This window comes from Spongorhabdus nitratireducens (genome assembly GCA_947387575.1).
GTDB lineage: Bacteria > Pseudomonadota > Gammaproteobacteria > Pseudomonadales > Endozoicomonadaceae > CANDOC01.
In genome coordinates, this window is sequence record CANDOC010000010.1 from 173,654 (window position 1) to 188,720 (window position 15,067).

Here is a 15,067-nt window from a genome sequence, read left to right on the forward strand (position 1 = left end):
AGCCTGTCACTCCTGCAGTTGTTATCCGAAATCCAATATCAGCATTCAGTCTGACGTTTTGCGATCACCGCAGCTTTGAGCTGCTCCAGCAATGAAGAGATACGCTGATGTCTTAATTTCATCGCTGCTTTATTGACTACCAGTCGCGAAGAAATATCCGCAATATGTTCTCTGGGCTCCAGCCCATTCGCTCTCAGCGTACCGCCGGTATCCACCACATCGACAATTTCATCAGCCAACCCAACCAACGGTGCCAGTTCCATGGAACCGTAAAGCTTGATGATTTCGGCCTGACGTCCCTGGCTGGCATAGTATTTCTTGGCAATATTAACGAACTTGGTTGCGACCTTGATGCGTCCTTCCGGCAGGATTTTGCCCACTGGCCCGGCAGTCATCAACTTGCAGCAGGCTATTTCCAGGTCCAACGGTTCGTACAGCGAAGGTGAGTTGTACTCCATCAGCACATCCTTGCCGGACACACCGATATCTGCAGCACCATGCTCCACATACGGCGGCACATCACTGGCCCTGACAATCAACAGCCTCACACCCGGATCGGTAGTGGGGATAATCAGCTTGCGGGATTTATCAGGATCTTCTGCCGGTTCAATACCCGCGGCATGAAGCAGCGGCAGGGTATCTTTCAGAATACGGCCTTTGGACAGGGCGATGGTCAGCTGCTCTGCAGCATCCGACGGGGAGTTTGATAATTGCATGGTGATGTTTTTATATTCAACTGCACAGACTGCAAATCCGCAGGATTTGAGAGGTTATCGTAATTTTACTTATTGCAACAGCTTTTCACCTGCATTTTACCCTGCCAGAAACAAATAAAGCCGGCTAGGCCGGCTTTATGGGGAAGAGCGGTATCAGAAGGATACGATCAGGAAGGTACCCGACGAATCTTGGCACCCAGCAGCTGCAGCTTCTCTTCGATACACTCATAGCCACGGTCGATGTGATAGATACGATCTACCACAGTGTCGCCTTCGGCCAGCAGGCCGGCAATAACCAGACTGGCTGATGCACGCAGATCGGTCGCCATCACCGGAGCCGCTTTCAGATTGGTCACACCGGTACTGATGGCAGTGTTACCTTCGATATCCATCTGTGCACCCATGCGCTTCATTTCCAGCACATGCATGAAACGGTTTTCGAATACAGTTTCAGTGATTTTACCAGTGCCTTCAGCCACGGCATTTAGGGCCGTAAACTGGGCCTGAATATCAGTTGGCATGGCAGGGTATGGAGCTGTCTTCAGGCTGATCGCTTTCGGACGCTTACCGTGCATATCCAGAGTGATCCAATCATCACCCCACTGCACATCAGCACCGGCTTCCTGCAGCTTGATCAGGATAGAGTCGATGATATCCGGACGGGTGTCTTTAACCTTGATCTTGCCGCCGGTTGCTGCTGCAGCAATCAGGTAAGTACCAGTTTCAATACGGTCCGGCAGTACAGAGTAGGAGCAGCCGTGCAGACGCTCAACACCCTGAACCCGAATAGTATCAGTACCATGACCTTCGATTTTGGCACCCATGCGAATCAGACACTCAGCCAGATCGACCACTTCAGGTTCACGGGCCGCATTCTCAAGAATACTTTCGCCATCGGCCAGAGCAGCAGCCATCAGAATGTTTTCGGTACCGGTTACAGTAACGGTATCAAAGAAGATACGGGCACCTTTCAGGCGGTCTTTCATGCTGGCCTTGATGTAGCCGTCTTCTACCACGATATCCGCACCCATGGCTTCCAGACCACGGATATGCAGGTCAACCGGACGGCTGCCAATGGCACAGCCACCTGGCAGGGCAACTTCTGCGCGGCCAAAGCGTGCCAGCAGCGGGCCCAACACCAGAATGGAAGCACGCATGGTTTTAACCAGTTCATACGGTGCAGTCAGATGCTTGATGGTGCTGGCGTGCACTTCAACATTCATCTTCTCATCGATCAGCAGCTCAACCCCCATGCAGCCAAACAGCTCGATCATGGTAGTGATATCGTGCAGATGAGGCAGGTTGCATACCGTTACCGGCTCATCTGCCAGCAGCGCTGCAGCCAGAATCGGCAGAGCCGCATTCTTGGCACCGGAGATGCGGATTTCACCTTCAAGGCGGGTGCCGCCGGTAATAATCAGTTTATCCATGAGCCTGCCCTTATTGTCCTGCAGCCTGCTGCTCAGCAGGGGTTAAAGTGGTCATGGTTACGGCATGAATAGAACCGTCAGCAATCAGGTGATTGAGGTGACCATAAACCAGCTGCTGACGCTTGACCGCAGACAGCCCTTCAAACTGACCGGATACAATAGTCAGACGAAAGTCACAGCCTTCGCCTTCTACCAGAACATCTGCACCGCCCAGTTGCTCCTGCAACAACTGCTTAACGTCATTGGCCTGCATTTATAACCTCAGAGAATAAAATCATGATTCAGGGCGTGTATACCCCATAACTACACTTCGTAGCTACGGCGGAAATCACGGCAGCAAATAAAGAGATAACGGCGAATAATATCTGACCTGTAAACCGCTGACCAGTTTCAAAGTGCGCCGTCGGCAGGAATCAAAATAAAAGTTTGCCCGAACAGGAAAAAGTGGTGATTAATGCTCCAACACCAACAGATCATCGATACCGCTGAGTGTCACCAGAGATAGCAGCTGACTACAGGGCTTGCGCAGAATGACACCAACCTGATGCTCACGGCCGTAACGGGTCCAGCTGAGAAAAACCGACAAGGCTGCACTGTCAATCCGGGTCAGGCCCGACAGATCAACAATCATACGCTTGCGACCATGCATATGTGCCCGCCCCTCGGCCTCGACATAAACGGCCTGGTCGTGCTGCAAGTCACCTTCAAGAATTAACTCACCCTCGGCACCGTGGTGAATCTGACAGGACATACCGTGCTCCATTATGGGGGTGAATAGAGGTGTGACCGGTTCACACCCCGGAAGAGTAGGAAAATCAGCCTGCAGCTGCGGCAGCAGGCTGAGCCTCATGTTGTTTTTCGATCTGCTTTTCAGTCTGCTGCTGGGACGACTTCATAATTTCATCCCAGTGTTCAATCACCTTATCCACACTGCCATAGCGCTGCATCGCATCATGGAACTGGTTTCTGAAGACAACACCGATATTGATGCCTTCAACCACAATGTTCCGGACTTTCCACTCGCCATCGTCCGACATCATCGAGAAGGAAGCCTGGTAGCTGGATCCACTGGCAGTGGAGATCACCATTTCAACCGGAACGGAGCGCACCTTGCCGGCATTGTAATCTTCCAGGCTGGCTTTGGACGCGTCCTTAACCTCAATTTTTTCGTTCTGGTATTTCAGGATACCGCGACCATACAGTCGCATGGCACTGCTTTTAACCTTGGACTCAAACTCGTGAATCTTCGTTTCAGTGGTACGGTGGGCATATTTACCCATAACTCCACGGGCAAAAGATTCACCGGCCACCTTGGGGGAAAGCGCTGTATCCAGATACTGAAACAGCTTGTCAGTATCCTTTTCGTACTCAGCCCGATTCTTATTGATATTGGCGATCAGTGCATCAGCCGTTTCACGCACCACAACGGCCGGATCGCCCTTTGCCGCTTCAGCTGCAGTCGTAACCTGTGCCACGACCAGCAACCCCAGACTAATAGCTTGAGCAGCCATCAGTGTTTTGAACGTCGACATCCACTTACCCGGAAATTTTATCCAGCGCATATCTTCAGTCTCTCTTACCCTGTCAGTTCTGATACTACTACTCTGATACTGCTATCAGAAATTATCTGCCGAACCAGAGCCTGCTGTAGCGCCACTGTCACTGTTAACAGTATTCAACAGAAACTTGCCAATCAAATCTTCCAGAATCAGCGCTGACTGGGTATCTTCAATCCGGCCCTCAGGCTGGACAAAATCAACCTCACCACCCACGCTGATACCAATAAACTTCTCACCCAGCAGGCCGGCGGTCACAATCGCAGCGGTGCTATCGACCGGGATATTATCGATATTCTTGTCAATATCCATATCAACCCGCGCCATATAGGTGCGCTTGTCAAACGTCACACTGACCACCCGCCCGATGGTAACACCGGACATGGAAACCTTTGCCCGGGGAGAAAGGGAGCCCACATTATCGAACATGGCATATATCCGGTATGTCTGCCGGGCAGAATCCAGTGACAGGCCACTCACTTTCAGGGCCAGCAACAGCAGGGCCAGAATTCCGGCCAGCATGAACGCCCCTACACTGATCTCTACGGTTCTCATCCGCATCTGCATCAATCTCCAAACATGACTGCCGTCAGGACAAAATCAAGGCCCAGTACGGCCAGCGATGAATAAACCACTGTCCGTGTGGTTGCCCGGCTGATTCCCTCTGATGTCGGGGTCGCATCATAGCCCTGGAATACAGAGATCCAGGTCACTACAGCACCGAACACCAGGCTTTTTATAATTCCGTCGCCCACATCACTCACGAAGTCGACGGAGTCCTTCATACTTGACCAGAAAGAGCCCTCATAGACTCCAAGCCAGTCAACACTCACCATGGCACCACCCAGAATACCCACCATGGTAAAAATCAGGGTTAACAGTGGCATTGAGATAAAGCCGGCCCAGAATCGGGGCGCAATAATGCGCTTGAGTGGATCGACTCCAATCATTTCCAGACTTGATAACTGCTCGGTCGCTTTCATCAGGCCGATTTCGGCAGTCAGTGCCGAACCAGCACGACCGGCAAACAGCAGTGCCGTCACCACCGGGCCCAACTCCCTGACCAGACTCAGTGCAACCATCTGCCCCACCGCCTCTTCCGATCCGTAACGAACCAGAATGTTATAGCCCTGCAACCCGAGTACCATTCCGATAAACAACCCGGATACGGTAATGATAACCAGAGATAGCACCCCGACAGCATACAACTGTTTGATTAGCAGACCATATCCACCGCCACCGGCTGCCGGACGACCAAAAATCGCCTGTACCATAAACAGCCCGGAACGACCGATAGCCTGAACAAACCCCAGCCCGGAATGACCTACCTGCTGCAGGCGATCCAGCATTGGTTTCAGCATGCTTTGCCTCCTTTACAAACCGATGCCACCTGCATCACCTCCCAACATATCCTGACGATAGTCTTTGGCCGGGAAATGGAACGGCACGGGGCCATCTGACAATCCCTGCATAAATTGTTTAACTCGTGGGTCATCTGACTGCAGCATTTCTTCAGGCTCGCCCTGACCAATCACTTTGCCGTCTGCAATCAGATACAGGTAATCTGAAATACTGGCCGTTTCATGCAGGTCATGAGATACCACAATGCTGGTAATACCCATCGCCTCATTCAGCCGCCGAATCAACTGCACCAGCATACCCATGGCAATAGGATCCTGCCCGACAAAAGGCTCATCGTACATAATCATCTCGGGATCCAGAGCCACTGCACGTGCCAGCGCAACCCGGCGCGACATACCACCGGAAAGCTCTGAGGGCATCAGGTTTCGGGCACCCCGAAGCCCCACTGCCTGCAGTTTCATCAACACAATATCGCGAATCATTGCCTCTGGCAGCCGGGTATGAATCCGCAGGGGAAAGGCGACATTTTCATAGACTGTCAGATCGGTAAACAGCGCTCCACTCTGAAACAGCATGCCCATCTTCCGTCTGACAGAAAACAGTTCGTCACGGCTGAGTTGCCCCATATTATGGCCGTCAACAATAACCTCTCCAGCATCCGGCCGGAGCTGGCGCCCGATAAGCCGCAGCAGGGTTGTTTTACCGGTACCGGACGGGCCCATGATGCCAACGACTTTGCCCCGGGGAATATTCAGATCAATATTGTCAAAAATAACCCGCTCGCCACGATGGAAAGTGAGCCCGCGAATCTCGATAAAGTTTTCGGATGCTGTACCGGACTGCTGTTGAGTCTCTACAGGCTGTTTCATTTGTGTCCAGGTCCTTTTCGTACGACGCATATTGCCTGATCAGTGATCAGCAATGTCATATAATGCTCCGTGCAGGATTAAACCCGCCAAAAGGTTAGGTGATGCTGTTCAGGAAAAACTGTTGGAAAACTGCTGCAAGTTGCCTGCGGACACGACCAGCCGCCAGACCCGGCAACCCTTTATCTCCATCTACTGTTGTCATCCCTGTTATTTTTAGCAGCCGGCGTTGTATTCAGGTTACTGATTCGTACTCTGATATCCTGTCAGAAACACTTTCCCACTCTCTCGCGACTATTTCCAGTTCCAGCTCCGAATAAAATTCCGGGTATAGTTTCGGATATAGCTCCGCTCTGAATACACGCCAATGCTTCAGCAATCTGATTCTGCATTATAATCATAAACAAGCAAAAAAATAAGCACAGGCACTGAAGACACTGACTGTTTCCAGTAACCTCAAAAACAAGCACACGCTTAAGGAGTAAAACCTCGTCAAATCAGCGTGGATAGAATTTAGAAAAGTTCTGCTCATAAAATGATGTGACACCCGATGTGACGCAAATGTGAAGAGCAGAAACAATACTTCTTACTGTAAAAACAACCATCACATTAATTACCTGCCAGACAACCTGCGATAATTCTCCACCAATAAACGACGCCAACTTATCTAGTGATACAATAACCGGGGTTAACAACAGGTTAACGAATCCAAATTCAATGGAAACATATAAATAATGCCACCAATTGTTATTGCCTCCCTGGCCATCCTGGCCGGCTTTGCTGTGTTAATGAAAAGCGCCGACTGGTTTGTAAATGGTGCCGCGGCAACAGCACGTAATTTTGGCATGTCACCCATGCTGGTCGGATTGACAATTGTCTCCATCGGCACCTCCGCTCCCGAAATACTGGTGTCATCCATGGCAGCACTGGACGGTCACAGCGCACTGGCGGTGGGGAATGCGCTGGGCTCAAATATTGCCAATATTGGTCTGGTGCTTGGTATAACGGCTCTGGTTGCACCGCTGCCGGTTCAGTCATCACTGATTAAAAAGGAACTTCCATTATTATGCGCAGTCACTGTTATCAGCGGAGTATGCCTGCTGGATGGCCGACTGGATCGTATCGATGGTGTTATTTTGCTGGCATTACTGGCACTGGTCCTGTACCTGATGTTTCGCTGGCAAAAGACACCTGAAGCCGCTGGCGAAGCTCATTATCAGGATGAAGTGGAACAGGACTACCCTGAGTTATCGCAGAGCAAGGCTTTTCTTCAGCTGGCAGCAGGATTAGTACTGTTAATGGCCAGTTCAAAGCTGCTGGTATGGGGTGCAACAACGATTGCAACCCAGCTCGGCGTCAGCGATCTGGTGATCGGGCTGACAATTGTAGCCATTGGCACCAGCCTGCCGGAGCTTGCAGCCTCGGTCGCATCCGCACTCAAAGGGCATCATGATATTGCCTTGGGCAATGTGGTCGGTTCGAATTTGTTCAATTTGCTGGCGGTAATGTCAGCACCGGCCCTGATCGCTCCGGAAGCACTCGATACGGCAGTGCTCTGGCGTGATTTCCCGGCAATGCTTGCATTGACAGCATTGCTGTTTATCATGGCTCGCAAGCAGCGCATTGGTCGTATCGGGGGTTTGTTTTTTGCCGGTACCTACGTGGCCTATACCGCTCTCCTTTTTATTATTGGCTGACATAGCAGAAGCAGGTACTGACCTGCTTTATGCCAACCGGCTGTAACCTGAGAACCGCTGCCAACCGAGACTGGCAAACGCAGATGCAAACTACAGAAGATTTTATACATTCAGCCCGCCGTACTATTTCAGTCGAGTTACAAGCTGTCGAAAAGCTGCTGCAACGTATTGATGCCAGCTTTGCCAAAGCCTGCGAATTACTCCTGAACTGTGAAGGACGAACCGTTATTCTCGGCACGGGCAAGTCAGGTCACGTCGGCCGCAAGATTGCTGCCACCCTGGCCAGCACCGGAACACCTGCCTTTTTTGTGCATGCCGGCGAAGCCAGCCATGGTGATATGGGGATGATCACCGGGCGTGATGTTGTAATTGCTATTTCCTATTCCGGTACAACCTCCGAAATTGTCACCCTGCTGCCCCTGATCAAGCGTCTGGGGGCGCCTTTGATCAGCATGACCGGCAAGCCATCATCGGCTCTGTCTCAGGCTGCTGACGTTAATCTGGATGTTGGTGTAGACAAGGAGGCTTGCCCGCTGGATCTGGCGCCTACTGCCAGCACCACTGTGACTCTGGCGATGGGTGACGCCCTGGCTATAGCCCTGCTCGAAGCCAAAGGTTTCACCGAAGAAGACTTCGCCTTTTCTCACCCGGGTGGTGCTCTGGGTCGCCGCCTGCTGCTCAAGGTTCGGGATATCATGCACAGTGGTGAGCGGATGCCACTGGTAAGCAGCGACACGCTGCTCAGCAAGGCACTGCTCGAAATCACCCGTAAGAGCCTCGGTATGACAGGCGTTGTTGATGACAACGGGCTGCTTATGGGCATTTACACTGACGGAGACCTGCGTCGAACCCTGGATCAGGGTATTGACCCGCATACGACGCCCATTGCGGATGTTATGACCCGTGACTGCATTACCATTCGAGCCGATATTCTGGCAGCAGAAGCCTTGAAAATCATGGAAGATAACAAGATTAATGCTTTGATCTGCGTTACTGAGGATGGCAAGCCTGAAGGTGCCCTTAATACTCACGACCTGCTTCGCGCCGGCGTCGTTTAGACCAAAACTTGCTACATTTGATTTACCATGAGCTAGTGCCATTCGTGCCGGCTCATGGAATAATCATATTGAATCACTGAGACTGTAATCGAGCCGGGTGTTGCTGAAAAAGTTAACAAGCCTTTTTCCAACCTCTGGCAAATGCCAGTGCATGCATTGAACAGCACTGGCTCTAAACAGGATATTTTAATGATCAGGGCCATATGAACTATCGCCATTACCTGTTTCTTCTGTTGCTGCTGGGACTGGGCGTGATTATTTACATTGCCGGCGACAACAGTATTTCCACGCCTCTGCTCAGCCGGGTGACATCGACACCGGCCGGCACACCTGATGTCTTTATGGAAAATGCCCGCATCACCCAGTATGACGAAGCCGGCAACCGCAGCAGTTTTGCTACAGCGACTCAGGTTGTCCATTACCCGGACAGTGACACCACCTGGCTGGACTCGCCCGACATCTGGAACTGGCAAGACAGCATCAACCCACCATGGCATAGTGTTTCTGAACGAGGCAAATTACTACCTGGTGGTAAAACACTGGAACTCTACGATAACGTGGTGATTAACCGGGCCAACCCGAAGGGTGGTGCACCACTGCAACTGGAAACCGATTTTCTTACAATTCATACTGACCGGGATATTGCTGAAACAGAGCGACCGGTAAGAATTTCCGATGAGTCTGGGGTCACTACGGCTGTTGGCATGACCACTTACTACAAAGAGAATCTGGTTAAATTAAAGTCAAAAGTAAGGGGTATACATGAAGTCAAGCAGCCAACGCCATAACGGCCAGTCTAAATGGCAAAAAATGACCGGACATTATGGCTGTGCGCTACTGTCTGCACTGATGCTGGCGTTTACCAGTACCAGCTGGGCACTGCCCAGTGATCGGAGCGAGCCTATCCGCATCGCTTCTGACAGTGCAGATATTGATGACAAGACAGGTACTGCCACTTATCGTGGCAATGTAGTGATGACCCAGGGCACTACCCGCCTGACAGGTGATGTCGTTACTATCAAGTCCGAAAATCGTGAAGTTGTTGAAGTGACTGCTGTTGGCAAGCCCGCTCACTACCGGGAGCAGCAGGAAGGTGAACAGGGCGAAATGAAAAGCTGGGGCAACACCATTCACTACTATGTGGCACAGGAAAAAGTTGTGCTGCTGGAGAATGCCCGGGTTGAACAAAAAACCGATGAAGTGCGCGGCAAGCGAATTGATTATGACATGAAAACCCAGCGCATTAACGCTCGCAGCCAGCGTGGAAGTTCTGGTGACGATCGGGTCATTATGGAATTCCAGCCTAAAACCGCACCGGCAACGCTTCCAAAAGGCTGAGATATTCTGATTGAGGAACCTTGGTACACCCCAAGAGTCAAACTGAAGACTTGGCTGGTCGGTTGTACCAACTATTACAGTGCGGTTGTATCAAGGTTCTCAGACAGTTCTCTACCCGCCAAAAGACTATCAGCTTAATTTGATTTCTAGTTTGGACTTTCTTAACGCATGAGCACACTGATCGCGAGAAACCTCTCTAAAAGCTACAAAAGCCGGCAGGTTGTCCGGGATGTGTCGCTTAGTATTGACAGTGGACAGGTCGTTGGCCTGCTTGGCCCTAACGGTGCCGGTAAAACCACTTGCTTTTATATGATTGTGGGACTGGTGCGTGCTGACGGCGGCCAGATCAGCATCAACGATCAGGATATCACCCGACAGCCGATGCATGGCAGGGCTCGTGCAGGTATCGGATATCTTCCTCAGGAAGCGTCTATTTTCCGCAAACTGACTGTCACCGATAATATTATGGGGATTCTGGAAACCCGGCGCGAGCTGAGCAAAAAGCAGCGTCTGGCCAAAATGGAGTCATTGCTGGAAGAATTCCATATCACCCATATTCGCAACAATACCGGCATGAGCCTCTCTGGAGGTGAACGACGCCGGGTAGAAATCGCCCGAGCATTGGCAACCGAGCCTTCCTTTATGCTGCTGGACGAGCCTTTCGCCGGTGTTGACCCGATTTCTGTGAATGATATCAAACAGATTATCCTGCACTTGCGTGACAAGGGCATTGGTGTACTGATCACCGACCATAACGTTCGGGAAACTCTGGATATTTGTGAGAAGGCCTATATTGTCAGTGAAGGCCATATCATTGCAGAAGGCGATAGCCACACTGTACTTTCCAATCAGCAGGTTCGTGACGTTTATCTTGGCCATCAGTTCAGCCTGTAAAATTTCTCTTCCGACCAATAAAGACTTTTTTTCCTGCTAACTTCATAGTTAGTCAGGATAAAGGAGTCTTTTTTCTCACCCCCACCAGTGTAAAATATAATTTTCATGCTCTCTCACAGCTATTAACATGCTGTGCCGTGAGTGTCGTTTTCTTAAAAACGGCACTATTCTTGCGAGTCAATATTGATTTTTTGCTTCGGTTTCTGAATATTCCCTATATTCTGGACGATTCCACCAATACAAAACCGGAATAACTGACCCTGTTGACCGAGGACCGTCGACGAGGAAGTATGGTGTGCCCCCGGGAGGCACACTGAAGGAGACAAGGGTAACTTTAAGATGAAACCATCTCTGGTCATGAAAATGGGCCAGCAGCTGACGATGACACCCCAGCTGCAGCAAGCCATTAAACTGCTCCAGCTATCTACTCTGGATCTCCATCAGGAAGTACAGCATGCATTGGAATCCAACCCAATGCTGGAACTGGAATCTGAAGGTCTTGAGCGTGATAACCAGAATAATAATGATGAAGCAGCTTTTGACATACCTGAAACACCCCCCAATGCTCCAGTCGATGCCTCAGCGGCCACTACAGCAACCACACAAGAAACAACGACCGAGCCTCAACCTGACTCTGAATGGGCGGAAAAAATCCCTGACGAGCTTCCTGTGGATACGGCCTGGGATGATATCTATCAACCGGCAACATCTTCTGCCGTCAGTGAAGACCGGGAATTTGATATTACGGCCCGCACCGGAGGACAGCAGTCGTTAAGAGATCATCTGGAATGGCAACTGAATCTGATTCCACTATCCGAGAAAGATAACCTGATCGGCGTGGCGATTATCGACGACATTGATTCACGGGGTTACCTGGCATCTGCCGTAGAACAGCTGACTGAGAGTTTTGATCCGGCTCTGGAGATAGAGCCGGAAGAAATTGAAGCGGTACTGAAACTGGTACAGCAATTTGATCCACCAGGTATCGGTGGTCGTGACCTGCAGGAGTGCCTGACGTTACAGCTGAGACAGCTGCCGGATGATGAGCCTTTCAAAGATATCGCCCTGACGGTTACCGAAAAGTACTTGAGCCTGCTCGGTGGTCGTGACTACAAACAACTGCTGCGCAAGCTGCGTATCAGCGAAGCCGATCTGGGTGCAGCTGTGCGCCTGATCCAGACCCTGAACCCCAAACCGGGTACCAGCATCGAAAGTGATGAGCCGGAATACATCATTCCGGACGTGGTGGTGAAAAAGCAGAAAGAGGGCTTCTGGACCGTTGAACTGAACGGCGAAGCCATGCCCCGACTACGGATTAACAATGACTATGCATCACTGATCAAGCGAGCAGACAGCAGCCGCGACAACACCTACATGAAAAACCAGCTGCAGGAAGCTCGCTGGCTACTGAAGAGCCTGCAAAGTCGGAATGAAACGCTGATGAAAGTTGCCACTTGCATTGTGGAACAGCAGCAGGCTTTTCTTGATTACGGTGAAGAAGCCATGAAGCCAATGGTACTGCATGATATTGCCGAGGCGGTTGGTATGCATGAATCAACCATCTCCCGGGTTACCACCCAGAAATATATGCATACGCCTCGCGGCATATTTGAGCTGAAGTACTTTTTCTCCAGCCATGTCAGCACCAGCAGTGGGGGTGAATGTTCCTCAACTGCTATTCGTGCCATCATCAAGAAGCTGGTTGCAGCTGAAAACCCCAAAAAGCCGCTGAGCGATAACAAAATTGCTACGCTGCTTTCCGAACAAGGCATAAAAGTCGCACGACGTACAATTGCAAAATATCGGGAATCTATGAACATTCCCCCTTCCAATGAGCGCAAGCGGCTGATGCCGTAGTTCATCTGATCATCCCGAAGGTTTTCAGCCTTCGGGATCTCCTAAAGTAATTCTCTTTCTGGTGACAAGCGCGCCAGCAAACAATTCAGAATAAACAACGGACTTGTAATAACAACCTTGCTATCAACCACCATTCTTACAATTGATTCACATCAAACGCACGATAACTTTACGAAAAAGTAACTACGCTCATAACCAGAAACCACAATCCGTGTGATACAATCAAATTGAATCGGCCAGAATTTCAAACGGCTGATGGGTCACGTTAGAGAGAAGATTAGGAGAGCGCTATATGCAAGCCAACATCAGTGGACATCACGTGGAAGTGACCCCCGCCCTGCGTGAGTATGTGACCAAGAAGCTACAGCGTTTGCAACAGCACTTTGACGGTATTACTAACGTTCAGGTTACCCTCAGCGTTGAAAAGCTGGCTCATAAAGTAGAAGCCGCTTTGCATATTCGAGGCGCCGATATCGTTGCTGCAGCGGAACAGAGTGATATGTATGCTGCGATTGATATGCTGTCTGACAAGCTGGACCGTCAGCTCGTCAAGCATAAGGAAAAGCAGCTTGACCGCATGCAAGGTGGTGCGGGTCGCTAACATTTCCGTGTAGCTCGATACCTCTGGGGTTACTCAGAGGTATCCAGAAACCTTGATATCAATCACTTTCCCCGCCTCGTTTATTTAAACCTCTCTTTTTAATCACTTCATTTCAGACTTTTCAGCCCGTTTATCCGTAGTTCTCATAATAACGGCTGGCACATTCATCCCTTAAAATCACGGCCACTTACCAACCTGCCCGACTTTTCAAGAGATCTCTCATGAAAGAACAGTGGTCACAATATCTTCAAGTTATCAAATCTGTCGTTAAACCCGCATTGGGTTGTACCGAGCCGATCTCGACAGCCTATGCCGCGGCGGTTGCGGCAGAATTATTGCAGCAGTGCCCGGAACATATTGCAGTGCAGGTGTCGCGCAACCTGTACAAGAATGCGGTAGGCGTTATGGTGCCCGGCACCGGAGAGAAAGGCCTGCAAATCGCCGCAGCGGCTGGTGCAACTGGCGGGCAGGCAAGCGCCGGGCTGGAGGTACTGAAAGGCATTACTGAAATCCAGGTGCAGCAGGCCCGTCAGTTAATTGCAGAACAGCGTATCCAGGTTGAAGCCGTCGATACCGAAGAATTTCTGTATTGTGCGGTCACTGCCACAGCCGGTGACCAAACCGCATATGTGCTTGTTTCCGGGGGCCATACCCGCCTGGTTGAAAAGCGTCTGAACAACAAACCGGTTTTTCAGCTGGACGAAAATCCGTGCAGCCAGAGCAGCAGCACTGGCAATGTCTGCAGCTGCATTGATATCGATATTGCCTCCATTTATGACTTTGCCCTGAATATCCCGGCAGAAGACATTCTGTTTATGAATGAGGCTGCCCGACTCAATAATGCACTGTCAAAGGAAGGTCTTGATAACGCCTACGGCCTGGAAGTCGGCCGGATCATGCAGGCCAATATCAACAAAGGCATTCTGTCCGAGGATTTAATTAACCGGATTGTACTGCGAACAGCTGCAGCCTCTGACGCCCGCATGGGTGGAGCAACCCTGCCGGCCATGAGCAACTATGGCAGTGGCAACCAGGGTATTGTTGCTACTATCCCACTGATCGAAGTGGCTGAATTTGTGAAAGCCAGTGATGAAGATCTGGCTCGAGCGCTGGCTATGAGCCATCTGATGGCTATCTACATTAAATCCCACTACCCACCGCTTTCTGCTTTCTGTGGCAATACCGTTACCGGTTCCGGCACTGCCTTTGCCATGGTTCATTTGCTGGGTGGAGATTTCAGCCAGTGCTGTCATGCCATGCAGAATGTAATGAGCGACTGTTCCGGCATGGTCTGCGATGGGGCCAAGGCCAGCTGTGCCATGAAGGTTGCAACTGCTGTCGGTGCTGCTGTTCGCTCCAGCCTGATGGCATTGAGTAACTCTGCGATTCAGGAACAGGGCATTATTGCCGACGAAGTTGAACAGACTATCAGAAATATCGGCGAGATGATTTGCTCTGGCATGGTCGATACTGATCGTTGCATTATCAACATAATGACGGCTTAAAGCCGTGCTGCCGGGGCGCTTCAGACTGTTTTGCGTGCAAATCGCCGACTGATCTGCTCAAATAGCACCTGACACAGGGGCATCCGCTTTTATTCCCGGGCTATAGACCCGGGAACGGATGGTATTTTTGTTGCGATTTGCCCGGTTGCGCAATCAACCGGTTATCAGCAAAGCGCATGAACTATTT

The 15,067-nt window shown here is 50.7% G+C and carries 16 protein-coding genes; 8 read left to right on the top strand and 8 right to left on the bottom strand.

Annotated elements, in window-relative coordinates:
* Positions 1-38: 38 nt before the first annotated feature.
* From hisG to ACYZZ0_RS18175, 8 genes are all read right to left on the bottom strand, one after another.
* A complete protein-coding gene (gene hisG / locus ACYZZ0_RS18140; RefSeq protein ID WP_461538062.1) occupies positions 39-716 on the bottom strand; it encodes an ATP phosphoribosyltransferase in 678 nt (225 codons plus the stop codon).
* A gap of 167 nt (positions 717-883) precedes the next feature.
* Positions 884-2,146 (bottom strand): UDP-N-acetylglucosamine 1-carboxyvinyltransferase, encoded by a 1,263-nt coding sequence (gene murA / locus ACYZZ0_RS18145; protein ID WP_461538064.1) that lies wholly within the window; start codon positions 2,144-2,146, stop codon positions 884-886.
* A gap of 10 nt (positions 2,147-2,156) precedes the next feature.
* Positions 2,157-2,399, bottom strand: a complete 243-nt coding sequence (locus ACYZZ0_RS18150; RefSeq protein ID WP_461538065.1) for a BolA family protein — start codon at positions 2,397-2,399, stop codon at positions 2,157-2,159.
* A 198-nt stretch (positions 2,400-2,597) separates the two neighbouring features.
* Positions 2,598-2,897, bottom strand: a complete 300-nt coding sequence (locus ACYZZ0_RS18155) for an STAS domain-containing protein (RefSeq protein WP_461538066.1) — start codon at positions 2,895-2,897, stop codon at positions 2,598-2,600.
* A 64-nt stretch (positions 2,898-2,961) separates the two neighbouring features.
* Positions 2,962-3,708 (bottom strand): MlaC/ttg2D family ABC transporter substrate-binding protein, encoded by a 747-nt coding sequence (locus ACYZZ0_RS18160; RefSeq protein ID WP_461538067.1) that lies wholly within the window; start codon positions 3,706-3,708, stop codon positions 2,962-2,964.
* Between the two features lie 54 nt (positions 3,709-3,762).
* Entirely contained in the window at positions 3,763-4,257 is a 495-nt protein-coding gene (mlaD, locus tag ACYZZ0_RS18165) for an outer membrane lipid asymmetry maintenance protein MlaD (protein WP_461538068.1), read from the bottom strand.
* 11 nt (positions 4,258-4,268) lie between these two features.
* A complete protein-coding gene (gene mlaE, locus ACYZZ0_RS18170; protein ID WP_461538116.1) occupies positions 4,269-5,051 on the bottom strand; it encodes a lipid asymmetry maintenance ABC transporter permease subunit MlaE in 783 nt (260 codons plus the stop codon).
* A 24-nt stretch (positions 5,052-5,075) separates the two neighbouring features.
* Complete coding sequence (locus tag ACYZZ0_RS18175) at positions 5,076-5,933, bottom strand: ATP-binding cassette domain-containing protein (protein ID WP_461538069.1); 858 nt, start codon at positions 5,931-5,933, stop codon at positions 5,076-5,078.
* 731 nt (positions 5,934-6,664) lie between these two features.
* On the opposite strand from ACYZZ0_RS18175, the gene ACYZZ0_RS18180 reads away from it, so the two are divergent.
* From ACYZZ0_RS18180 to ACYZZ0_RS18215, 8 genes are all read left to right on the top strand, one after another.
* Positions 6,665-7,627 (top strand): calcium/sodium antiporter, encoded by a 963-nt coding sequence (locus ACYZZ0_RS18180; RefSeq protein ID WP_461538070.1) that lies wholly within the window; start codon positions 6,665-6,667, stop codon positions 7,625-7,627.
* A gap of 83 nt (positions 7,628-7,710) precedes the next feature.
* Positions 7,711-8,685 (top strand): KpsF/GutQ family sugar-phosphate isomerase, encoded by a 975-nt coding sequence (locus tag ACYZZ0_RS18185; protein ID WP_461538071.1) that lies wholly within the window; start codon positions 7,711-7,713, stop codon positions 8,683-8,685.
* 203 nt (positions 8,686-8,888) lie between these two features.
* Complete coding sequence (gene lptC / locus ACYZZ0_RS18190; RefSeq protein WP_461538072.1) at positions 8,889-9,473, top strand: LPS export ABC transporter periplasmic protein LptC; 585 nt, start codon at positions 8,889-8,891, stop codon at positions 9,471-9,473.
* Positions 9,448-10,023, top strand: coding sequence for a lipopolysaccharide transport periplasmic protein LptA (gene lptA, locus ACYZZ0_RS18195; RefSeq protein WP_461538073.1), 576 nt, complete (start codon positions 9,448-9,450; stop codon positions 10,021-10,023). The genes lptC and lptA overlap by 26 nt, the downstream gene beginning before the upstream one ends.
* 168 nt (positions 10,024-10,191) lie before the next feature.
* Positions 10,192-10,917 (top strand): LPS export ABC transporter ATP-binding protein, encoded by a 726-nt coding sequence (lptB, locus tag ACYZZ0_RS18200; protein WP_461538074.1) that lies wholly within the window; start codon positions 10,192-10,194, stop codon positions 10,915-10,917.
* Positions 10,918-11,256: 339 nt separating this feature from the next.
* Positions 11,257-12,774, top strand: a complete 1,518-nt coding sequence (locus ACYZZ0_RS18205) for an RNA polymerase factor sigma-54 (RefSeq protein ID WP_461538075.1) — start codon at positions 11,257-11,259, stop codon at positions 12,772-12,774.
* A 292-nt stretch (positions 12,775-13,066) separates the two neighbouring features.
* Positions 13,067-13,375, top strand: coding sequence for a ribosome hibernation-promoting factor, HPF/YfiA family (gene hpf, locus ACYZZ0_RS18210; RefSeq protein WP_461538076.1), 309 nt, complete (start codon positions 13,067-13,069; stop codon positions 13,373-13,375).
* A gap of 221 nt (positions 13,376-13,596) precedes the next feature.
* Entirely contained in the window at positions 13,597-14,880 is a 1,284-nt protein-coding gene (locus tag ACYZZ0_RS18215) for an L-cysteine desulfidase family protein (RefSeq protein ID WP_461538077.1), read from the top strand.
* Positions 14,881-15,067 lie beyond the last annotated feature (187 nt).